The organism is Bradyrhizobium sp. MOS003, assembly GCF_003020125.1.
In the GTDB taxonomy this organism is placed as follows: domain Bacteria; phylum Pseudomonadota; class Alphaproteobacteria; order Rhizobiales; family Xanthobacteraceae; genus Bradyrhizobium.
The window spans coordinates 146,096-165,869 of the sequence record NZ_PYFW01000001.1 but is presented as its reverse complement, the minus strand read 5'-3'; the positions used below and the strand labels follow the sequence as shown (position 1 = coordinate 165,869).

The following is a 19,774-nucleotide window of genomic DNA, read 5'->3' as shown; positions in this document are numbered from 1 at the left end:
CTGTGGCAAATCTTCTCCGCATCGCTGTTCGCGACAACGCGCCGCCTTCGGAAAGGGGAGCAGAGCGCTATTGGTGCCCGCGGTCCTGAGAATGTTGGGGGCAGGGGCATTGCGGCCCCTCCGAATGCCGACGAATCAGGCAGTGATCGCGTAGATGCAATCGCTGCGTGTTCTCAGCGTCGGGAATCTCAAAAATGCCAGTGTTCCTGCAAGGCTTACGAGTCCAGTTTTTTCGCGGCATCGGACCTGCCGCGGCAGAACTCGGACCGTTCAAAGATTTCAATTTCTTTGTCGGAGCGAATAACTCGGGCAAGTCCACGGTGCTGGACTTGATTCACCGGTATCTTGGCAGCGGCAAGCAGGAGCCTAAGCCAGAACAGCTCGACAGCTTCACTGGTGCGCAAACCGGACCGTTCTATTTTGCAATCGGAATGCCGGCGTCTGATTTCAAAGCTGCGTCAGTGGCAAGGTTTAAGACCGCCACACACCAGCGGTGGGGCGATCGGTCCCCGACGCAGTACGAGCCAATGATAAGCAAAATTAGCGAGGCGTTAGCCCCAAACGGCTTCGTCTGGCTGCAATTGAGAAGCGGAAAGCCTGCAAGTGACTTGTTCGTGACGTCTCAGTTGATTGCTTCTCTGGTGAACGTTTTAAGGCCGTCCGAATGGGAGAACTTGTGGGCCGTAATGACCAGTTCCAGCGGCGGCGGCATCACCCAACATTGGATTCCGCAAGTACTTTCAATGTTCGTCGAAAATCTGACGGTTTCGCTACCTACGGTTCGGTTCATTCCGAACAACCGTCAGATCGGCAAAGCCTCAGAGGCGTTCGAAGACTTCAGCGGACGCGGCCTCATTGATCGGCTGGCGCAGCTTCAAAATCCCGGCCATGACAAGCGCGACGATTGGACTTTGTTCGAACAAATAAACCGGTTCTTGCAAACTGTCACGGGGCGTCCCAACGCAAAGATAGAGATCCCGCACGATCGACAACACGTTCAAGTCCATATGGACAACAAAGTGCTGCCTCTCTCGAGTCTCGGAACCGGCATTCACGAGGTGATTATGATCGCCACGTTTTGCACGATCAGTCAGAAGCAAATCGTGTGCATCGAGGAGCCAGAGAGCCATTTGCATCCGCTGCTGCAACGGAAACTAATTTCCTATCTGCAAGCGAACACATCGAACCAGTACTTCGTCGCGACACACTCTCCAAGCTTCATCGATACTGAAGGCGCAGCTATCTTTCATGTCACGAATGACGGCTCGCAAACCAAAATCAGTGAAAGCGTACTTCGGCACGAGCGCTTCGCAATCTGTACTGAACTTGGAATACGCGCGTCAGATATCGTCCAATCAAATTTTGTTATCTGGGTAGAGGGGCCATCTGACCGAGTGTACGTGCAGCACTGGATCGGGCTGATCGCTCCAAAGCTTAAAGAGGGAATTCACTACTCTATCATGTTTTATGGCGGGCGCCTTCTGAGTCATCTGTCGGCAGATGACGACGAGGTTTCCGAATTCATCCAGTTGCGCTCGCTCAATCGGCATCTATGCGTGATCATGGACAGTGATAAGGCGACCGCGCACACCAAGATCAACGCGACCAAGTCACGCATTATCGCCGAGTTTGAAAAGGGGGGAGGTAAAGCTTGGCTGACTAAAGGCCGCGAAATTGAAAACTACATTCCCTTCGAGCGCCTGCACGAGTCTTTAAAGACCCTTTATGCGGCTAAGTATCACTCTCCCTGCGAGCCATCGCCATATGCGCACGCATTGCACTATTGGCCGAAAGCAAGCGAGGGAAAACGAGCTAGAAAAATAGAAACGAGTGCAGACAAGGTGAGAGTCGCAAAGCTAGCCACTTCCAAGCCCATGGACTTGGCTCAACTTGATTTAAAGAAGCATGTCACCGATCTAGTTGAGCGCATTCGGGCCGCCAACACCTAGCCCGTAGTGTGATAAAAACATTTTCGCGAAGGCGTTGCCGGCCTCAGGCACCAACGTCCTCATTCGTATCGCTTCCGAAAATGCTCTCTTGCGAGAGCGTGCATTTCGAACCAACCGATATATCCACCGATGCAATCGATATCGAACGCGGCCTGATTTAAAGTTGCCAAATCCAGAGATATTGTTTGACTCGGAAGCGCGACGATCAATGTTTGCCGATTCTTAGGGTGAACTTCCCATCGCGGGTCAGCGGTTCGGTGCGCGTATGCACAACGGATCATGTAAACCAACGTGCGCAGTCGAATTATGTTGTCTGTCGATCGGCCGTCCGGCTTCGTGCCGAACAATTCGAAGGCCTGATCTAACACAAGCACAGCCGCGCCAAATGCCACCACGACACTGACGCTGGCAGCGCGGCATATAGAATCTTGATCGGAGTAGTTTCCGCTTGGGAAGCGCAAGCTGCCGTTCGGCAACTGAGTTACATGGGGCGTGTCGAAATCGTCAGGGCGAATAAAGCCTTGCTCGCAATAGGACAGCATCCTGACAGCGAATTCAAAGTTTTGCTTCGCTAGTTCGAGTTCGTGGAGAACCTCGGTGAACATGATCGGCCTGCGATTATTGGACACTGGGTGCGTGTCGCGGCAACCGACGAACGCGAATCGGTCTTGAACGCGCTTAATTTGAAAGAGATTGCGGGGCGTTAGCCAGACAACCTGAAATTTGGTCTCCCAGCTATCCCCACTTTCCACCATATTTAGTATTTGATTCAGTAAGTCGCCCTAATTGTTGACGGGAACAGCCGAGGCTCCTAACTTTCCGAATCTGTTCGGCGCGAGTTTGTTGTGAGTCCCGCCGGTCCAAAACTCATGGGGATGCAGGTGGAAGACGAATCGGCGCTGCCCTGAAGGGGCTGCGACGCGTAGGAAACGTGTATCGAATCTGCGGCTCTCTTTGATGGTCGGACTAGAGACTCTTCCGTCATCGGCTTTTGGTGCTCTCAATGCCTAACAAATTTGTTTTTGCCGACGAAGCCGGTTGCTTCACGTTCAACCGCCAACAGAACGTGAGCAAGTACTTCATTCTCTGCACCGTCGTCATGGACGATTGTGCAGTCGCTACCCAATTGCTCGACTTGCGTCGCCGACTTGCTTGGGAGGGCTTTGAGCTAGGCGAGTATTTTCATGCGACAACTGACAAACAGGCTGTGAGAGATGAGGTGTACAAAGTCATCACCAACGCGCCTTTCACCATTCAGGCAACTGTTATGGAGAAGTCGAAAGCGCAGCCCCAGGTTAGGGATACAAAATCTCGCTTCTATCAGTACGGATATTTCTACCACTTCAAATTCGGTGCGACTAAGCAGCTGGATCAAAATTCTGAGGCTCTTGTTACGACTGCGTCTCTAGGTACTCGAAAAGAGAGGGTAGCTTTCGAAGATGCCGTCGCAGACGTCATGCGGCAAACAAAGCGCGTCAAAGAATGGCGGGCTGATTTTATGCCTTGCCATGCCGATCCGTGTTTGCAGGTTGCTGACTATTGCGCTTGGGCAATTCAACGCAAATGGGAGAGCGGCGGAAAAGACGTGCGGTCCTACGATCTGATCAAAGATCGCATCACTTACGAATATGACCTCTGGGCCAAAGGCACGGATCACCAATATTGATCCGGAAAGTGTGTGGCCGGCGAAATCCGCTTGCGATAGCTATCCCCTGTAAAGAGGAAGTGCCCGGGGGCCCTTGTCACCATGCGACGACCACACCCCAACTACATAACACTTTGATTCGCAATATGGAATCGGATGAGACAATTATTTTTTGTTCAGCGATTATAAAGGATTAGCTGGGTGCGCTACCGTCCGGCGCGCGGAGGGCTAATCCACGTCGGGCTCAATGGTCCTTGGTAGTACACCATGCCGCCTTCGAACCGATCGATGAACCGTGCGAGCTTCAGCCGGCGCGGGCATTCTTCCAAGTCCCTAACCAAAATCTCGCCGTCAAATTCGAGCGTCGCTGCATCGGCGTTGCGCCGCTTGAAGTCGAGCCGCCGCTTGCCCCATACCGGCTCAAGACGCCGCTCATAGTCCTGCTTGGCTCGCAAGGCTGTGGATGGCCGCCAGCCCTTTTTGCTGCGGCTCTTGGGCTTCGGCGCGTTCGTCCAGTCGGTCCACGCCGACGAGAACATCGCCCCTTGGTCGATACCGGCGGCGGCCTTGCGCCGGGCCTCCGCCTTCTCGGCGGCCGGATCGGCCCCTTCGGCGATCTTGATGCGGAACCGGCTCGCGAGCTTCCGGGCGGCGGCCAGTCCGAATTCATCGCTATAGGGCTCCAGCGTGAGCTTGCGGGGCACGCCTGCCGCTTCGTACCGGAGAACCCATGCCTTGCTGCCGGAGGGCTGCACGACCAGCCCTAGGCCCCGTACGTGGTCCTTGCCGGCGTCCCGAAGCTCATAGCGGCCCGCGGGGTCGCCCTTGGCGCTGGCGGCGGTCTTGGCCGTCAGAGCCGGCAACGCTCGGGCGGGGCCGCGGGACTTCTTCTCAACGGTTGCACCTTCGCTCATACGGAGCCCTACCAACGCGGCCGGGGTAAGCTGGGGGTAAGAAGATCGGCCGGAATAGGGTGTTAGATAGCGTTGGGCGTTCGACCGCACAACTCGGCAAAAATCCCGTTATATAAGGGGTTAACGCGGCATTTGCGTTCGAAGGTGTTCGGTGCTGTTTGGACTATATCCGTTATTCGTAATGACGGGGTCGGGGGTTCGAATCCCTCTTGCGGCACCAGCGCCTCATTCATCCGATCCTCGCAAGCCTGCGTTCTGCTCGCTGAAGTTGGCTCGCGCGCGTTGCGCTGACCCCTTGTGTCACTACGATGCGCCGCCGATGAACGCGCGTAACGGGGCAAGTGGTGGGTACGGAGACGAGGGCCAGGACGGATTGGAGCGCATGGCGGCGGATTTCCGGCCTCGTCCTTCTCGCCTCGGGCATTACCGCTATCGTCGCCTCTAGATCGCTCGAAGCCTCACGGCTGCACGGGCGGTTGTCCGTTCCTCCGCTCTATGACGACGTCTCCTATTTTCTGGACGCCATCAGGTGGATGAATGCGGTCGGAGACCAGGGTATCGCCGCCGGCGTCTGGAATTTGCTTCACGACCACGCGCCGTTTTCGACGATGGTGGCGATCACGGGGTTTGCGCTGTTTCCCGGCAGCTTCATCGGGCCTTATCTCGTCCACGCTGTGGTGGTCTTTGCGTTTCTGCTCGGGATTGTCTGGCTGGCGTGGCGGCGGCCTGTGCTCGAGATCGCGGCGTGCCTGATTGCGGTCTCTTGCGTACCGGTGCTGTGGCACACGGTGACTGAGGCGCGACCGGATCTGCCCTCGGGTCTCTTCATTGGCCTTGCTGCTGCGGCGATCGTTCGCCGTGGCGTGCTCGATCGCGGTGCACACGCGCTGGCCGGTCTCGGCGTTGCTTGCGCACTGGCTGTCAGCATCAAGCCGACTGCCTTCTTTGCCACGCTCGCTTTCCTCGGCAGTTCATTTGCGATCCGGCTGTTCGTCGATTGTCTGGAGACGGGCGGATTGCGACACTCGATCCGCAAGGCCCTCGGTGTGCTGCTGCGGTTCGTGCTGCCGCTGCTTGCTACGACGGCCCTCTTGATCGGGCCTGCTCTGGTCGAGACCGTCACCTACATCCTTCACGTTTTCATCGGTCAGCGCGACCTGTGGACGACGGGCGAAAGTTTCTTGGCCGGTTTGCTGCGCTTCTCGATCGGTGGAGAAGGTCAGTTCGGTCTGCATTATTGGCTCGCCATCGGGACGGGCCTGATGCTGCTGCGTCTGGTGCTCGCGGCTATCTGCGGAAGAGCCGCGCTGCGCGACGCCGTCGTCCTGCTAGCCTCCGTGCTGATCGCCTATGCCATTCCCTCCGTCGCGGCGATCAAGACCTATTATTTCGGTGCGATATTCTATGGCCTGTTCGTCGTCGCAATGGTTCTCAATGGCTGCGCCAGTCTGGAGCTGATCGAAGAACTGCTCGTCCGCTGCGGTTTCCGCAACGACGTCCGCCGCACCCTTCTCACGGCCGGCCGGGTGCTGGCGCTCGCATTCGTTCTCCAGCTCTTTCTCAGGCATGTCGTCATCGGCCAGATCAGCATTGCGACACCGCTGAGCGCGCAGCAGCAGGAGAGCATCCGCCTTGCAACCGGGCGGCTCTGGTCGCTGCTGCGGGAGATCAAGCCGGAAACGCCTGGCCCGCTCCATGTTGGCTTCTCGAGCCCTTATCCGGTGACGTCGGCGGCCATCCAGCTCTACGCGGCGCAGGCAAAGATGAACCTCGTCGTACGCGACGAGCTGTATTTTCGGAGCGCGCAGGAAACGGGCGACGCGTTGTTGCAGTCCAACATCCTCGTCGTCTCGAGTTCGATCCAGCACACCCTGGTCGGGCCGCGGGTCGGCGACGATCTCATTGCCCGCATGGACGCGGACAAGGGCGTCTGCCTGCTCGACAGCATGAGCTTTCCGGACGTGACGCTGCGGGTTTATCGGCGCGGGTGCTGACCGCAGCCGCCCGGTTCGAAATTGTGCCGCGGCAAATGTGAGGTCGATCACTTAACCCCGAGTGCTTCGCCCGTAATGTCGCGGTCACGCCAACACGGGGAGATTTCACATGCGCAAGATCATTCTGGTTGCTGCAATCGTCCTGGCTTCTGCGTCGGCCCAGGCAGGCGACTCGCGCAGCCTTTCGCTGTCCGCGACGGGCGCCCAGGCTCCTGCTCCACTGACCACGGCGACGTCGGCGACCAGCACCACGGCGCAGGCAAACGAAGTCGCGCCGGTCGCGGAGGCGCCGAAATATCTGGATCGTCCGCCGGCAGTGTCGCTCTCCGAGCCGGCTGCTCCGGTCGCACCGGCGGCTTCGGCGGTGTCTGCGCCCGCGCCCACCCCGGCGCCGGTCGCGACGACCAGGCCCGCCACCAAGAAAACGGCAAGTGCAGGCAAGCCGAAGTCGAAGCGCTGGACCGAGCGCCGCATCATCAGCGAGCTGCACCGCCACGGCATCTATTGGTGAGCGGCTCGCTCAAAAATGGCCGGGCAAATGCCCGGCCATGACGCAAACGTTTTGGATTAGATCGATGGCGTTTACTGCGACACCGTCTGCACAACGCTAGCGATCGGACGCGTGTTGGTGCTCGCGGTCGGCACCTTCATGTCCTTCATGATCGCTTCGTCATATTCCGGCAGCGACTGCAGCGTCGTCTTGGCCTTCATCTGCACGACCTTGTAGCCGCCGGCCTTCAACCGCGCGAGCAGCGCCGGCAGGGCCAGGCCGGTATTCTTCTGGAAATCGTGCATCAGGATGATGCCCTTGCCGAGCTTGTCGAGCCGCGTCATCACCGTCTCGATGATCTTCTCCGGCGTCGCGCCCTTGCGGAAGTCGAAGGAATCGACGTCGGTCGAGAACATCGCGACGTTGCGGGTGCCGAAATAGCTCACGATCGCCGGATTATGCTGGAGCTGCGGGAAGCGGAAGAAAGGCGCCGGGTTGGCGCCGAGTGCGAATTTCACCGCGCTGATGCCCTTTTCGACCTCGTCCTTGGCCATCTGCTCGGTCATCTTCTTGCCGTTCAGATTGACGTGCGACCAGGTGTGGGTACCGACCGTATGGCCCTGGGCCAGCACCTGGCGTAGGATTTCCGGATGATAGGTCGCGTGCTTGCCGACCGAGAAGAACAGGCCCTTGGTGCATTCGTCCGCGAGCGCCTTCAGCACATTCGGCGTGTTCACCGGCCAGGGACCGTCGTCGAAGGTCAGCACGACTTCCTTGTCGGTGAGGAAGTCGAATTGCTTGAAATGATCGAAGCCGAAGCCGGGGCCGCCGGTGGTGTCGATCTCGACCACGCGGGAGACGCCCAGCGCGTTCGGATTGGCGCAGGTCGATTTTTGCTGAACCGGCATGGCCGGCGCGGGCGCGGGCGCCTGAGCAAAGGCCGTCGGCCTGGCCGCGACCGTCGCGGTGGTCTCGACGTCATCTCTGGCCGCAAGCTTCGCCGGTGCCGGCAATGGATCGGCGGCACGGGCGGCAATTGTCTTGGGAGCGGCCTGGTCGGCCCGCGAGGAATAATAAAACCAACCGCCGGCGGCGATCACGACCGCCGCAACTACACTGGCCAGCATCAGGCCCAACGCATTACGCATCGCTACTCTTTCCAATCACGCAACCAAACCAGCGGAATTTCCCGCGCGACGAGCCATTAATGCGAAAGAAGAGTTAACGTGACACCAACACGACAGCGGTTGCGGAGGAATTTCAGCGCTGTGCGCCAAAGTGACCGAAGTCACAGAGGGAGGGGCCCGCGTGACCATCATCACAGTAGAAACCGTCTTGGTGGAGCATCGTCATTCCCATCAACAACGGGCGCCGTTGCGACGGCGCCAATGGGAGCTTCAAATGACCAAGTCTCTGACCAAGTCCTTCTCTGCCAGTATCCGCGACAGCAGCATGGCCCTCGGCTTTGCCGCCATCGTCTCGCTCGTCTCGACGACCTCGAGCTTCGCCTTTTCGGCCGAAGCGCAGCAGCAGTGCACCGGCGACGCCTTCCGCCTGTGCTCGTCGGAAATCCCCAACATCCCGAAGATCACGGCATGCATGATCAAGCATCGTGCGGATCTGAGCACCGGCTGCCGCGCGGTGATGGACAAGGATCTCGCCAAGGGCGCCTCGCGCAAAGTCGCTGACGCCCAGGACAGCCAGTAAGAGCCGCAACACTCTCGTCGTTGCGTCGGTTGGCTCCCCTCGCGATAGGCCTCGGCATCGAGCCGGGGCAACGCGGCGGCATCATGCAGCCTGATAATAAAGCCGTTGCGGCTGAGGATACGTCGCACTAGCTTCGCCCGCACATTCGTCCGGGCAAGAGGCATTACGCGATGACCAGATTTCTTTTCATTCTTCCTTTGCTCCTCGGCGCATCGGTCGCATCCGCGCAGCAGCAGCCGGGCCACGATGCCTGCGCGCGCGACGTCACCCGCTTCTGCCGCGCCGTGATGAACAATGGCGATGGCGCCGTGCTCGCCTGCCTGAAGGAGAACCGCGCCCGACTCAGCAAGGGCTGCGACAAGGTGCTCAAGGAGCACGGGCAGTAGGGACGGACTCGAAAATACTAAGTGCTGCTCCCCGCCGCGGATGCGACGACCGGCAGCACCTCGGCGCTCGCACGATCCGGCGTCTCCTCCTTCCAGCGCACCGAGCCGAACGGACGCTCCAGCATGCGGCGGATCCGCACCGGCTCCGGACCGATGTGGAAAGCGATCGCCTGCTGATGCAGCGCGCGTTCGGACTGGGTCGAGCGGTTGCGCTGGCGCAAGTAGTCGAACCAGGTCGGGCAATGATATCGCTCGGTCCACAATTCGGGATCGGCGATATCGCGGGCGATCGACCAGCCATAGGCGCCGTTGCGTTGCCGCGAGAGCTGCACGTCCTGCATCACATTGTGAAAGGCGCGCGCGTTCTCCTGAGACACACGGTATTCGATCTCCACCACCAGCGGTCCGCTGCGGCCCGTGATCGACAGCTTGACCTCGGGATCAGCCAGCACGTCGGCGTCCTCGTTGCGGGCGCCGACGCGCGGCATGGTGAGCCAAATCCCGAGCAGCGGCGAGACCAGCATCAGGCCCGAGGCGGTCAGCAGCGCGACCTCGACGCCGGCATAATCGGTGAGATGGCCCCAACCCCAGGCGCCGATGGCGATGCCGCCGGAAATCGAAGCCTGGAACGCTGCGAGCGAGCGGCCGGCGACCCAGCGCGGCGCCGAGAGCTGCACGCCGATATTGAACAGCGCCACCGCGGCCATCCAGACCGCGCCGGCCAGCACCAGCGCAGCCGCCGTCAGCACCGGTTCTGTGCTCAGGGCAAGCGCGGCCATCGCGAACGCCATCGAGATGGTGCAGGCGCGGATCGCCGCCTCGCCGCTCATGCGCTTGCGCAATTCGTGGATGTTGAGCGCGCCGACGACGGCGCCCATGCCGAAGGCACCCAGCATGATGCCGTAAGTCTGCGCGCCGCCATGCAGCAGGTCTCGTGCGACCAGCGGCATCAGCGCCATGATCGCGCCGCCGATCAGGCCCATCACCAGCGTGCGCAACAGCACGATCTTGATCGGCGGTGAATTGGTGATGTAGCGGAAGCCCGAGACCATGGCGCGGTTGAGCTTTTCCCGCGGCAGCCGTGAGGGCTCGGTGTTGCGCCGCCACAGCAACAGCACCACCAGCAGCGGCAGATAGAGGATCGCGTTGCAGGCGAAAGCGGCCACCGCGCCGAGCGCGGCGACGATGACGCCGCCGACCGCGGGACCGAAGCTACGCGCGATGTTGTAGCTGATGCCGTTCAGCGCAACGGCCGAAGGCAGCGCGTCGGGTGGCACCTGCTCGCTGACCGAAGACTGCCATGCCGGGCCGAACAGCGCATTGCCGCTGCCCACCACGAAGCAGAAGGCGAGCAATGTCTCCGGGGTGATGAGATTGAACCCGGCCAGCACCGTCAGTGCGGTCGCGCCGGTGAGTGCAACCATCAGCGAAACCAGCGTGACGATGCGGCGGTCATACATGTCGGCGATGGCGCCGGCCGGCATCGAGATCAGCATGATCGGCAGCATCAAGGCGGTCTGCACCAGCGCCACCTTGTCCGCTGAGGCCGCCATCTGCGTCATCGCCCAGGCCGCGCCGACGCCCTGGATCAGGAGGCCGAGATTGGAGAGCAGGCTGGCGAGCCAGATGCGCCGGAACACGGTGTACCGCAGAGGCGCGGTGATGCCGTCGGCGGCGATTTTCTGGCGGTTCGTCTGCTCGGTCATATCCCCTTCCAAATGGGCTGGCAGAAATGGTCCTGGGGTGAACTTGGGCGATTCCGGCAAATTCAGTGATGCCCGCGAAAGTCATTCGCTGTCCAGTGGTTAGGCCGCTATAAGCGGTGCAAAGAGTTGGTTTGCCGGGAGGAACAAATGAAGCTGTCGCGACGGACGATCCTGCAGGGCGCTAGCAGCTTGCCTTTCGCAATTGCGAGCTTGCGGACGGGCGCATGGGCCCAATCTGCGCCGGCGGCTGCATTGCCTCCGGACCCGCCGCCGCCGATCCTGTTCGTCCACGGCAATGGCGACTACGACGCGCTCTGGATGACGACGCTGTGGCGGATGGAATCCAACGGCATCGCGCGTGATCGCATGATGGCGATCAATTTCACCGATCCGCTGGCGCGAACCGATGACAAGGTCGAGCAGGCGAACCGTTCCTCGACCGAGGACCAGCGCCGCGAGCTCTCTGCCGCCATCGCCGAGTTGAAGCGCCGCACGGGTGCGCCTCGCGTGGCGCTGGTCGGCAGCTCGCGCGGCGGCTATGCGATCCGCAACGTCATCAAGAACGGTGGTGCCGGCGATGTCAGCCACGCCGTCTTGTGCGGCACGCCCAATCACGGCGTGTTCGCCACCGACGACCAGCCCAACAACGAGTTCAACGGCCGCGGCGTATTCCTGCGCGGCCTGAACGAGGGCGAGAGCGAGGTGACGCCGGGCGTCGCCTTTCTCACCTTGCGCAGCGACGGCATGGACAAATACGCCCAGGCCGACGGCCGCTTCATCGGCAAGCCCGGCACGCCGACCGGCGTCACCGTCGAAGGACCGGAGCTGAAGGGCGCCACCAATCTGGTGCTCGGCGCGCTCGACCATCGCGAGGTGGCGTTCCATCCGCGCGCCTTCCGCGAGATCTACAAATTCATCGCGGGTCGCGAGCCCGCGCGCATTGCGATCGTGCCGGACCCAAGCGTGCGGCTGAGCGGCCTCGTCACGGGGACGCCGGGCGGCGTGCCGACCAATCGCCCGGTGACGGGCGCAACCGTCGATATCTTTCGCGTCGATCCTGAAACCGGAGAGCGCAGCGGCGGTGCGCTGCACAGCGCGAAGACCGGTGCCGATGGCCGCTGGGGGCCGGCGCAGGTCGATCCCGCCTGGTCGCTTGAATTCGTGCTGACATCGCCGGACGCGCCGGTCACGCATATCTACCGCTCGCCTTTCCCGCGCTCATCCGACGTCGTGCATTTGCGCGCCGCGCGCCCGCTCGGGCCGGCCGACAAGGACGCAGGAGCTGTCGTAATCATGTCGCGGCCGAGGGGCTATTTCGGCCTGCCGCGGGACGTGGTGCTGCTCGACGGCAAGGAGCCGGCCGACGTCAAGCCGGGCGTGCCCACGGATTCGGCAGCAACCTTGCGGCTTCCCGCCGGCGAGGTTGGACGCAACATCGTGGCCGAGTTCGGCGAAGAACGAATTGTGGCGCGTGCCTGGCCTGCCCCGGAGAACAGGATTGCGATTGCCGAGCTGACTTACTAGCTATTTGCCTGCGTCATATCGGGAGAGAGCCATGAATATCGCCAGCGTGCGCAGGCCAATCATCCCTCTGGCTCCCCCGCGTGCGCCCGACGACATGTCGTTCTTCGGCCGGCTTGCCGTGATCCGGCACAACATGATCGCGACCTGGGGGCAGCCCGCCTATGAGGAAGACGTCATCAAGGGCCGCTTCTTCCTCCACAACAGCTTCATCCTGAACCAGCCGGATGCGATCCGGCACGTCCTGCTTACCAATTACGAGAACTATACGCGCACGCCGGCGGGAATCCGCATGCTGCGTCCGGTGCTGGGCGACGGCCTTCTGATCGCGGAAGGTCATTCCTGGACGTTCCAGCGCCGCACGCTCGCGCCGGCCTTCACGCCGCGCGCGACCGCCAACCTCGTGCCGCACATGACGGCGGTGCTCGACGAGACCATTGCCAAGCTCGAGACGCAGACGGCCGCGCCCGTCGATCTGCGCGAAATCATGCAGCGCATGACGCTGGAGATCGCCGGGCGCACGATGTTCTCGTTCGGCATGGACCGGCACGGCGCGACCCTGCGCAATTTCATCATGGAATATGCGTCCCGGCTCGGACGGCCCTACTTTCTCGACATGCTGCTGCCGGTGTCTTGGCCGAGCCCGATGGATTTTGCCCGCGCCCGTTTCCGCAAGCGCTGGACCGAGTTCGTCGCGATGTTGATCGCCGAGCGGCGCGCTGCCGGCAAGAAGGACGGCGCGCCGCCGCGTGACCTGTTCGATCTCATGGACGCGGCGCGCGATCCGGAAACCGGCAAGGGGTTCTCCGACGAGCAACTGGTCGACGAGGTCGCGACCATGATCCTCGCCGGACACGAGACCACGGCGACGGCGCTGTTCTGGGGGCTCTATCTGCTCGCGCTCGATCCTGACACGCAGGAGGAGGTCGCGTCCGAGACAAGCGGCGAGCATCTCGACAGCATGGCCGACATCGAGCGGCAGAAACTCACCCGTGCCGTGATCGACGAGACCATGCGGCTCTATCCTCCGGCCTTCCTCGTCGCGCGTGCCGCGCGCGAGAAGGACAATGCGGCCGGAATCGAGATCGGCAAGGGCGACATCATCATGATCGCACCTTGGCTTTTGCACCGGCACGAGAAGCTGTGGGATCAGCCGAATGCGTTCATTCCAAAGCGCTTCATGTCGACGGAGGCGCCGGACCGCTTTGCCTATCTGCCGTTCGGCGCAGGGCCGCGTGTCTGCATCGGCGCGCCGTTCGCGCAGGCCGAATCCGTACTGGCGCTGGCCCGGCTGATCGGAGCGTTCCGGGTCGAGCTTGCCGAACAGGCGAATCCGGTGATCCCGCTCGGCGTCGTCACGACCCAGCCGGACCACTCACCCATGTTCCGCATCACACGTCGGTGACGCCGCCCCGTCTGGCCGATGGCGTGATCCACCCTAGATAGAGCCCCGCCATGAGTGACATCCAGGCCCAGTTTTCCGTTCTCAAGCAGACCGCCGACGCGAAGGTGGTCGATGCGATTGCGCGTCTGATCGAGGACGGCGAGGATCACGAGCTCAACCGCGTCAATGTCCTCGACTTCGCCACGCAGCATGCCGTCGACGAAGAGCGCGCGATCTCGGCCTTCCTGCACGCGGCGCGGCTCGGACTGTTCGACCTCGGCTGGAACGTGCTGTGCCCGGGCTGCGGCGGCGTGCTCGGCGCGCACACGACGCTGAAGGCGCTCAAGCCCGACGACTATCACTGCGCGCTCTGCGCCTGCGGCTACAAGGCCTCCGTCGACGATCAGGTCGAGGTGTCCTTCACCGTGAATCCTCGGGTCCGGCGCATCGCGGCGCACGACCCCGACACGCTGCCGGTGTGGGAGTATTTCAAGCAGGTGTTCTGGAGCTCCGGCGTCGACTTCAACAAGGACTCGTTCGCGACGCTGGCGAACGAGGTGACGCTGGATACGATGGAGCTGCCGGCTGGTGAGAAGGCGACCATGTCGCTGCAACTGCCCGGTGATTTCGTCATCATCTTCGAGCCGGTGACGCACGCCGCCCATTTCATCGACGTCCAGGGCGAGCCGACCAGGGACCGCCAGCAGCTGGCCATCATGTACAACAAGGTGCAGGCCCCGACGGGGACCACGACCATGCGGCCCGGCCCGCTGCGGCTGTCGCTGGAGAACCAGGCCGGCGTGCGCGTGCTGCCGTCGGTGTTCATCGCCGCCGAGGCGCTTCACCATCTGATCGGCAAGCGCAAGCCGTTCCTCACCGCCAAGCGGATGCTGTCGAACCAAACCTTTCGCGATGTGTTCAAGGCGGACAATCTCAGTCTCGATCAGCGGCTCCAGATTACGTCGCTGACCTTCCTGTTCACCGATTTGAAGGGCTCTACGGCGCTCTACGAGCGCGTTGGCGACCTCGCCGCGTTCGATCTCGTGCGAGCGCATTTCCACGCGCTGCTCGAGATCATCTCCTCCGAGAAGGGCGCCGTGGTGAAGACGATCGGCGACGCGGTGATGGCGACCTTCATCCGGCCCGAGCACGCCATCGTCGCGGGCCTGCGGATGCGCGCGGCGATGGACGAACTCAACAAGCGGCGTGGCACCGACGATCTCATCGTCAAGATCGGCATCCATGAAGGCCCCTGCCTCGCGGTGATGCTCAACGAGCGGCAGGATTATTTCGGTCAGACCGTCAACATCGCCGCCCGCGTGCAGAGCCTGTCGACCGCGCAGGAGATCCACATCACCGGCCCGGTGCTCGATGCGCCGGCCGTGGCGGAAGTGCTGAAGCAACGCGAGATCAGGCCGATCCAGAAACAGGCTGCATTGCGCGGCATCGCCGACAAGATGGTGGTGTACGAGATTCCGTGAGGGATGGTCGATGGCGGCTCCAAGCCGCCCTCGACAGGCCGGGCCATGACGGCGAATGAGACGGCCCAGATTGCGGAAACGTAATGCTGCGCGCGGAACTGACGCACGTTGCGCCGGTTGAGTTTCCTGCTCATATAATGCTGGTAACGGCCGCGCCTCGCGGCTGCATCGATCTCGGTAGGACCTTATGCTCGACGGCCTGCGTCAATTCATCGCCGACATTGTCGCCCCCCATGACCAGGGCCGCACGTTCGGTGACAGCGATTATCGGTTGGCTGCCACTGCGCTGCTGGTCCATGTGGTCTCGCTGGACGGCCAGCCGAGCGCGAGTGAGCAGCGCAAGCTGCACAGCCTGATCGAAAGCCATTTTGGGCTCGATCGCGGCACTGCGGATCGCCTGATTGCGGACGCTACCCAGGTCGAGGGCGAGGCGGTGGACCTCTATCACTTCACCAGTGTCATCATGCGCTCGCTCGACGAAGACGGCCGCAAGCGCATCGTCCGGATGATGTGGGAGCTGGTCTATGCCGACGGCCAAGTCTCCGAATTCGAAGACAACGTCGTCTGGCGCGCTTCCGATCTGCTCGGCATCTCCCAGCGCGACCGGATCGACCTGAAGCATACGGTGGCGGAGCGCGCCGCTGGTCAAGTGAAGGACAGCGCCGTCGGCGGCTGATCCGCGCAAAACCGGCGGATGGCCGGTTGTGCTGACCACATGACGAAACTTTAATGTAAGTGCCGCCCGTCCGGCTCCGGATTCATCCGTAAATTCCCGGTTTTCCTGCTCCCCCTGTCGCCCGCTCAAGCGGCCATGCGGCCGACGCCGCTTGCCTGTCGCTCACGGCTTATGCTCTCGTTCCGCCATTGCAGGGCGAAGAACTTGGCGGGGCCAAGAACTTCAATTCAAGAGACTTTTATCGTGACCGAGCGGGTAACGTTGATCACCGGTGCTTCGGCGGGCATAGGTGCGGAGCTGGCGCGCGTGTTTGCCGCCAAAGGACATCGCCTCGCATTGACGGCGCGGCGCGCGGATCGATTGGAGGCGCTCGCGAACGAGCTCGCCGCCAAGGGCGGCAGGAAGCCGATCGTGATTGCCTGCGATCTCGAGAACCCCGACGCCGGCGAGACGATCGCGGCGGCGCTGGTCGCCGAAGGCGTCGAGCTCGATCACCTCGTCAACAATGCCGGCTTCGGTGTGTTCGGCGATGCCATCGAGCGCGATCGCGACGAGCAGGTTGGGATTGTCGATGTCAACGTGCGGGCCCTGACGGATTTGTCGCTGCGCTTCGCCGATCAACTCATCAGGAACAAGGGCGGTCTTCTCAATGTCGGCTCGGTCGCGGGCTTCCTGCCCGGTCCCGGCATGGCCGTCTATTATGCCTCCAAGGCCTACGTGATTTCCTTCACCGAAGCGCTCCGGGCCGAGCTCGCGCCGCGCGGCGTTCGCGTCACCGTGCTTTGCCCAGGTCCCGTGCCGACCGAATTCCAGGCGCGTGCCGGCGTCGGCTCCGGACATGATACGGCGCTTCTCAATGTTTCGGCCGCCGAGGTTGCACGGGAGGCCTACCGTGGCCTGATGGCCAACAAACGGGCAGTGCTGCCCGGTCTCGGCATCAAGATTGTGCCCTTTGCGCTGCGTTTCTTCCCGCGGGGCTTCATCCTAGCCGCCACCAGTCGGTTCCAGAGGCAGAGGCATTAGGTCTCGAAGCGCCCGTATTGGCCCGGAGCTTGCTTTGGTTTTGATGTGTGCGCGAACTCACACGATGTTAACCATCGCTTAGTTATGCTGGCGGTCTGAACCGATAGCACTCGCAGAGGCCATGTCGTTCCGGACGGACAGGTTTGGTGGCGCAGAGGTGGTGCCCTTCACCCGAAGGGCGCCGGGTGCGGCCGCCTCCGAAACGAAGTTGCCGATTCTCATCATTCTGCATCAGGAATCCTCGACCCCCGGTCGCGTCGGCAATGCGCTCAGCGCGCTCGGCCATCGCCTCGACATTCGCCGTCCCCGCTTCGGTGATTCCCTCCCCGAGACACTCGACCGGCATGCCGGCGCCGTCGTCTTCGGCGGCCCGATGAGCGCCAATGATCCCGACGACTACATCCGCCGTGAGATCGACTGGATCGAAATTCCGCTCCGCGAGCAGCGGCCGTTTCTCGGCATCTGCCTTGGTGCCCAAATGCTGGCGAAGCAGCTCGGCGCCCTCGTCGCGCCGCATGCCGATGCGCTGACCCAGATCGGCTACTACCCGATCCGGCCCACAGCCGCGGGCCACGCGCTCTGCCCGGCCTGGCCGGCCCAGGTCTATCACTGGCATCGCGAGGGATTCGAGCTGCCTGTCGGCACGGAGCTGCTGGCAGAAGGCGACGATTTTCCGGTGCAGGCGTTCCGCGCCGGCAATGCCTTCGGTGTGCAATTTCATCCTGACGTGACCTACGCGATGATGCATCGCTGGACCACGCGCGGCTATGACGGCTTCAGCGCGCCCGGTGCGCGGCAGCGGCATCATCATTTCGCCGATCGTGCCGTGTACGATGCCGCAGAGCGCGCCTGGCTCGACCATTTCATCGACGGCTGGCTGGCGCGCCGGCCGGTGCTGGCGCAAGCCGCCGAGTGATCGCGCTTTCGCGCAGGTTCTTGGCGCAAGTCTCTGCCTTCTCTCTGTATATGCTAGGCTCATAGCCAACGAGCGTCGAACGCGCCGGAAAGCAAAGGGAGAGCGCCATGGCCTACGAGCACATTCTCTATGAGGTGAGCGACAAGATCGCGACCATCACGCTGAATCGTCCCGATCGCATGAATGCATGGACGCCGACCATGGAGCGCGACGTACGTCACGCGATGGAAGCGTCGAGCAATGATGAGAATGTCCGCGTCATCATTCTCACCGGCGCGGGCCGCGCCTTCTGTGCCGGCGCCGACATGGATGCGCTGAAGGGGCTCGACCCCGATGACGTCAGGCGCGCAACGAATCTGCCTCCGTTCGACATGAACCGGCGTCCGGACTGGCAGACGCGCTACGGTTTCTATCCGTCGATCAAGAAGCCTGTGATCGCCATGCTCAATGGCGCCACGGCCGGCATCGGCCTCGTGCACGCGCTCTATTGCGACCTGCGCTTTGCCGCCGACAACACCGTGTTCACGACCGCCTTCGCGCGGCGCGGCCTGATTGCCGAGCACGGCATTTCCTGGATGCTGCCGCGCATCGTCGGCCACGCCAACGCGATGGATCTGCTGCTCTCGGCGAGGCGCGTTGGAAGCGACGAAGCGTTGCGGATCGGTCTGGTGAACAGGCTCTGCCCGCCGGAGAAGCTGCGCGAGGAGACCTATGCCTATGCGCGCGACCTCGCCGATTTCGTATCGCCGAGCGCAATGGCCGTGATCAAGCGCCAGCTCTACGAGGTGCCGTTCCAGACGCTGGCCGAGGCCACGATCGAAGCCAATCGGGAGATGATGGTGGCGCTGGCCGGCAGCGATTTCCGGGAGGGGGTCGCGAGCTTCATGGAGAAGCGGCCGCCGCGGTTTACGGCGAGGTAGGGGGAGAAAGTTGGAGAGACAGTCCGTCTTGGCCCTGCGGGCTTCGACGGACACCACGCTTCACCCTTTGGGCTCCTCGTGGCCGCGCCACGCGTAGCCCGAAGGGCGAAGCGTGGTGGAGCCAGGCGGGATCGAACCGCCGACCTCGTCATTGCGAACGACGCGCTCTCCCAGCTGAGCTATGGCCCCTTTTTGCTGGCCGCTCTGGTAAACGCGGCCGACAACCGGGCGCCATTTAAGTCCCCGCCAAGGTCAAGTCAAGGACGGCAGTTACCCGGTTTTAGCCATCCTGGCACCGACTTCCCTTGTTTGGGCGGGGGGGAACCGATATCTAGCAAAAGGCGTCAATCCAGCCGTAGCCAGAGTTTGATAGCCAGAATCTTCAAAAGCCAGAGTCTTTCAAATCATGCGTGCCGTTCTCGACATCGTCATCATCGTGCTCGACCTCTACGTCTGGCTGCTGATCGCCTCTGCGATCCTGTCCTGGCTGATCGCCTTCAACGTCGTGAACACGCGAAACCAGTTCGTGTCGGCGGTGGCGGAGTTCCTGTACCGGATCACCGAGCCGGTGCTGGCGCCGATTCGCAATTTCCTGCCCAGTCTCGGCGGTCTCGACATCTCGCCGATCATCCTGATCCTGCTCATCATGTTCATCGAGCGGGTGATCCTGTACTACATCTACCCGAACGTGGTCTGAGCGGGCTGGAGCCCTTGGTTGCCAACGTAGCTTGTAAGGAACCCTGGCGTTATTCGGCCGCAGGCATCAGCATCGCGCTGCGGGTGACGCCGCGCGGCGGTCGCGACGGCATCGACGGGATCGAGCAATTGGCCGACGGCCGCAGCGTGCTCAAGGTGCGGGTGCGCGCCATCGCCGATGGTGGCGAAGCCAACAACGCTGTTCTGGTCCTGCTGGCGAAATCGCTGGGCGTCCCCAAAGCCGGCGTGAAGCTCCTGTCCGGCGCCACCTCGCGGCTGAAGCAGATCGCGGTCGATGGCGATCCGGCACGGCTCGGCGAAGCCCTGCGCCAGCTGGTCTCGGCCCAATCGAAAGACTGAGGGAAC

General features: G+C 62.1%; 19 protein-coding genes and 1 tRNA gene. 15 read left to right on the top strand and 5 right to left on the bottom strand.

Translation table 11 applies throughout. The annotated features are described in order from the left end of the window. Positions 1–194 precede the first annotated feature (194 nt). Entirely contained in the window at positions 195–1,949 is a 1,755-nt protein-coding gene (locus tag C7G42_RS00825) for an ATP-dependent nuclease (RefSeq protein WP_106947228.1), read from the top strand. 59 nt (positions 1,950–2,008) lie between these two features. Here the strand turns inward: C7G42_RS00825 and C7G42_RS00820 are convergent, their stop codons facing one another. After that, positions 2,009–2,554, bottom strand: coding sequence for a hypothetical protein (locus C7G42_RS00820; protein WP_147250221.1), 546 nt, complete (start codon positions 2,552–2,554; stop codon positions 2,009–2,011). Between the two features lie 398 nt (positions 2,555–2,952). Here C7G42_RS00820 and C7G42_RS00815 point away from each other — a divergent pair, with 398 nt between their 5' ends. Further along, positions 2,953–3,615, top strand: a complete 663-nt coding sequence (locus C7G42_RS00815) for a DUF3800 domain-containing protein (RefSeq protein WP_106947226.1) — start codon at positions 2,953–2,955, stop codon at positions 3,613–3,615. Between the two features lie 185 nt (positions 3,616–3,800). Here the strand turns inward: C7G42_RS00815 and C7G42_RS00810 are convergent, their stop codons facing one another. Beyond that, positions 3,801–4,508: an Arm DNA-binding domain-containing protein gene (locus tag C7G42_RS00810; RefSeq protein ID WP_106947225.1), complete on the bottom strand. Its 708-nt coding sequence runs from the start codon at positions 4,506–4,508 to the stop codon at positions 3,801–3,803. A 344-nt stretch (positions 4,509–4,852) separates the two neighbouring features. Here C7G42_RS00810 and C7G42_RS00805 point away from each other — a divergent pair, with 344 nt between their 5' ends. Both C7G42_RS00805 and C7G42_RS00800 read left to right on the top strand, forming a co-directional pair. Next, positions 4,853–6,502, top strand: coding sequence for an ArnT family glycosyltransferase (locus C7G42_RS00805; RefSeq protein WP_245427478.1), 1,650 nt, complete (start codon positions 4,853–4,855; stop codon positions 6,500–6,502). Positions 6,503–6,611: 109 nt separating this feature from the next. Then, positions 6,612–7,013, top strand: a complete 402-nt coding sequence (locus C7G42_RS00800; RefSeq protein WP_106947223.1) for a hypothetical protein — start codon at positions 6,612–6,614, stop codon at positions 7,011–7,013. A gap of 71 nt (positions 7,014–7,084) precedes the next feature. Here C7G42_RS00800 and C7G42_RS00795 read toward each other — a convergent pair whose 3' ends face one another. After that, on the bottom strand, positions 7,085–8,140 hold the full coding sequence (locus tag C7G42_RS00795) for a polysaccharide deacetylase family protein (protein WP_106947222.1): 1,056 nt from the start codon (positions 8,138–8,140) through the stop codon (positions 7,085–7,087). 253 nt (positions 8,141–8,393) lie between these two features. On the opposite strand from C7G42_RS00795, the gene C7G42_RS00790 reads away from it, so the two are divergent. Continuing rightward, positions 8,394–8,699 (top strand): hypothetical protein, encoded by a 306-nt coding sequence (locus C7G42_RS00790; RefSeq protein WP_106947221.1) that lies wholly within the window; start codon positions 8,394–8,396, stop codon positions 8,697–8,699. 170 nt (positions 8,700–8,869) lie between these two features. Beyond that, positions 8,870–9,085: a cysteine rich repeat-containing protein gene (locus tag C7G42_RS00785; protein WP_106947220.1), complete on the top strand. Its 216-nt coding sequence runs from the start codon at positions 8,870–8,872 to the stop codon at positions 9,083–9,085. Between the two features lie 17 nt (positions 9,086–9,102). On the opposite strand, the gene C7G42_RS00780 is transcribed toward C7G42_RS00785, so the two are convergent. Next, on the bottom strand, positions 9,103–10,791 hold the full coding sequence (locus tag C7G42_RS00780; protein WP_106947219.1) for an MFS transporter: 1,689 nt from the start codon (positions 10,789–10,791) through the stop codon (positions 9,103–9,105). A 147-nt stretch (positions 10,792–10,938) separates the two neighbouring features. Here C7G42_RS00780 and C7G42_RS00775 point away from each other — a divergent pair, with 147 nt between their 5' ends. The 7 genes from C7G42_RS00775 to C7G42_RS00745 all read left to right on the top strand — a co-directional run bounded on the left by C7G42_RS00775 (position 10,939) and on the right by C7G42_RS00745 (position 18,712). After that, on the top strand, positions 10,939–12,315 hold the full coding sequence (locus C7G42_RS00775) for a hydrolase (protein ID WP_106947218.1): 1,377 nt from the start codon (positions 10,939–10,941) through the stop codon (positions 12,313–12,315). 31 nt (positions 12,316–12,346) lie between these two features. Beyond that, on the top strand, positions 12,347–13,717 hold the full coding sequence (locus tag C7G42_RS00770) for a cytochrome P450 (protein WP_106947217.1): 1,371 nt from the start codon (positions 12,347–12,349) through the stop codon (positions 13,715–13,717). A gap of 50 nt (positions 13,718–13,767) precedes the next feature. After that, positions 13,768–15,177 carry an adenylate/guanylate cyclase domain-containing protein gene (locus C7G42_RS00765; protein ID WP_106947216.1) on the top strand — a complete coding sequence of 470 codons (1,410 nt, stop codon included), beginning with the start codon at positions 13,768–13,770 and terminating at the stop codon, positions 15,175–15,177. A 187-nt stretch (positions 15,178–15,364) separates the two neighbouring features. Then, positions 15,365–15,853: a tellurite resistance TerB family protein gene (locus tag C7G42_RS00760; RefSeq protein WP_106947215.1), complete on the top strand. Its 489-nt coding sequence runs from the start codon at positions 15,365–15,367 to the stop codon at positions 15,851–15,853. Positions 15,854–16,096: 243 nt separating this feature from the next. After that, complete coding sequence (locus tag C7G42_RS00755; RefSeq protein WP_106947214.1) at positions 16,097–16,876, top strand: SDR family NAD(P)-dependent oxidoreductase; 780 nt, start codon at positions 16,097–16,099, stop codon at positions 16,874–16,876. A gap of 121 nt (positions 16,877–16,997) precedes the next feature. Then, entirely contained in the window at positions 16,998–17,792 is a 795-nt protein-coding gene (locus tag C7G42_RS00750) for a glutamine amidotransferase (RefSeq protein ID WP_106947213.1), read from the top strand. A gap of 107 nt (positions 17,793–17,899) precedes the next feature. Beyond that, the gene (locus C7G42_RS00745) at positions 17,900–18,712 is read left to right on the top strand and encodes an enoyl-CoA hydratase (protein WP_106947212.1); all 813 of its coding nucleotides are present in this window, start codon (positions 17,900–17,902) and stop codon (positions 18,710–18,712) included. A gap of 113 nt (positions 18,713–18,825) precedes the next feature. On the opposite strand, the gene C7G42_RS00740 is transcribed toward C7G42_RS00745, so the two are convergent. Beyond that, positions 18,826–18,901: transfer RNA gene (locus C7G42_RS00740), tRNA-Ala, on the bottom strand. 217 nt (positions 18,902–19,118) lie between these two features. Between C7G42_RS00740 and C7G42_RS00735 the strand changes: the two genes are divergently transcribed. Continuing rightward, the gene (locus C7G42_RS00735; protein ID WP_094975914.1) at positions 19,119–19,409 is read left to right on the top strand and encodes a YggT family protein; all 291 of its coding nucleotides are present in this window, start codon (positions 19,119–19,121) and stop codon (positions 19,407–19,409) included. A gap of 14 nt (positions 19,410–19,423) precedes the next feature. Then, positions 19,424–19,768 carry a DUF167 domain-containing protein gene (locus tag C7G42_RS00730; protein WP_106947211.1) on the top strand — a complete coding sequence of 115 codons (345 nt, stop codon included), beginning with the start codon at positions 19,424–19,426 and terminating at the stop codon, positions 19,766–19,768. The last annotated feature ends 6 nt before the right edge of the window (positions 19,769–19,774 follow it).

Coding starts and splice junctions, on each gene's coding strand:
- C7G42_RS00825 (WP_106947228.1), top strand. CDS start 195: ATGCCAGTGTTCCTGCAAGGCTTACGAGTCCAGTTTTTTCGCGGCATC.
- C7G42_RS00820 (WP_147250221.1), bottom strand. CDS start 2,554: ATGTTCACCGAGGTTCTCCACGAACTCGAACTAGCGAAGCAAAACTTT.
- C7G42_RS00815 (WP_106947226.1), top strand. CDS start 2,953: ATGCCTAACAAATTTGTTTTTGCCGACGAAGCCGGTTGCTTCACGTTC.
- C7G42_RS00810 (WP_106947225.1), bottom strand. CDS start 4,508: ATGAGCGAAGGTGCAACCGTTGAGAAGAAGTCCCGCGGCCCCGCCCGA.
- C7G42_RS00800 (WP_106947223.1), top strand. CDS start 6,612: ATGCGCAAGATCATTCTGGTTGCTGCAATCGTCCTGGCTTCTGCGTCG.
- C7G42_RS00795 (WP_106947222.1), bottom strand. CDS start 8,140: ATGCGTAATGCGTTGGGCCTGATGCTGGCCAGTGTAGTTGCGGCGGTC.
- C7G42_RS00790 (WP_106947221.1), top strand. CDS start 8,394: ATGACCAAGTCTCTGACCAAGTCCTTCTCTGCCAGTATCCGCGACAGC.
- C7G42_RS00785 (WP_106947220.1), top strand. CDS start 8,870: ATGACCAGATTTCTTTTCATTCTTCCTTTGCTCCTCGGCGCATCGGTC.
- C7G42_RS00780 (WP_106947219.1), bottom strand. CDS start 10,791: ATGACCGAGCAGACGAACCGCCAGAAAATCGCCGCCGACGGCATCACC.
- C7G42_RS00775 (WP_106947218.1), top strand. CDS start 10,939: ATGAAGCTGTCGCGACGGACGATCCTGCAGGGCGCTAGCAGCTTGCCT.
- C7G42_RS00770 (WP_106947217.1), top strand. CDS start 12,347: ATGAATATCGCCAGCGTGCGCAGGCCAATCATCCCTCTGGCTCCCCCG.
- C7G42_RS00765 (WP_106947216.1), top strand. CDS start 13,768: ATGAGTGACATCCAGGCCCAGTTTTCCGTTCTCAAGCAGACCGCCGAC.
- C7G42_RS00760 (WP_106947215.1), top strand. CDS start 15,365: ATGCTCGACGGCCTGCGTCAATTCATCGCCGACATTGTCGCCCCCCAT.
- C7G42_RS00750 (WP_106947213.1), top strand. CDS start 16,998: ATGTCGTTCCGGACGGACAGGTTTGGTGGCGCAGAGGTGGTGCCCTTC.
- C7G42_RS00745 (WP_106947212.1), top strand. CDS start 17,900: ATGGCCTACGAGCACATTCTCTATGAGGTGAGCGACAAGATCGCGACC.
- C7G42_RS00735 (WP_094975914.1), top strand. CDS start 19,119: ATGCGTGCCGTTCTCGACATCGTCATCATCGTGCTCGACCTCTACGTC.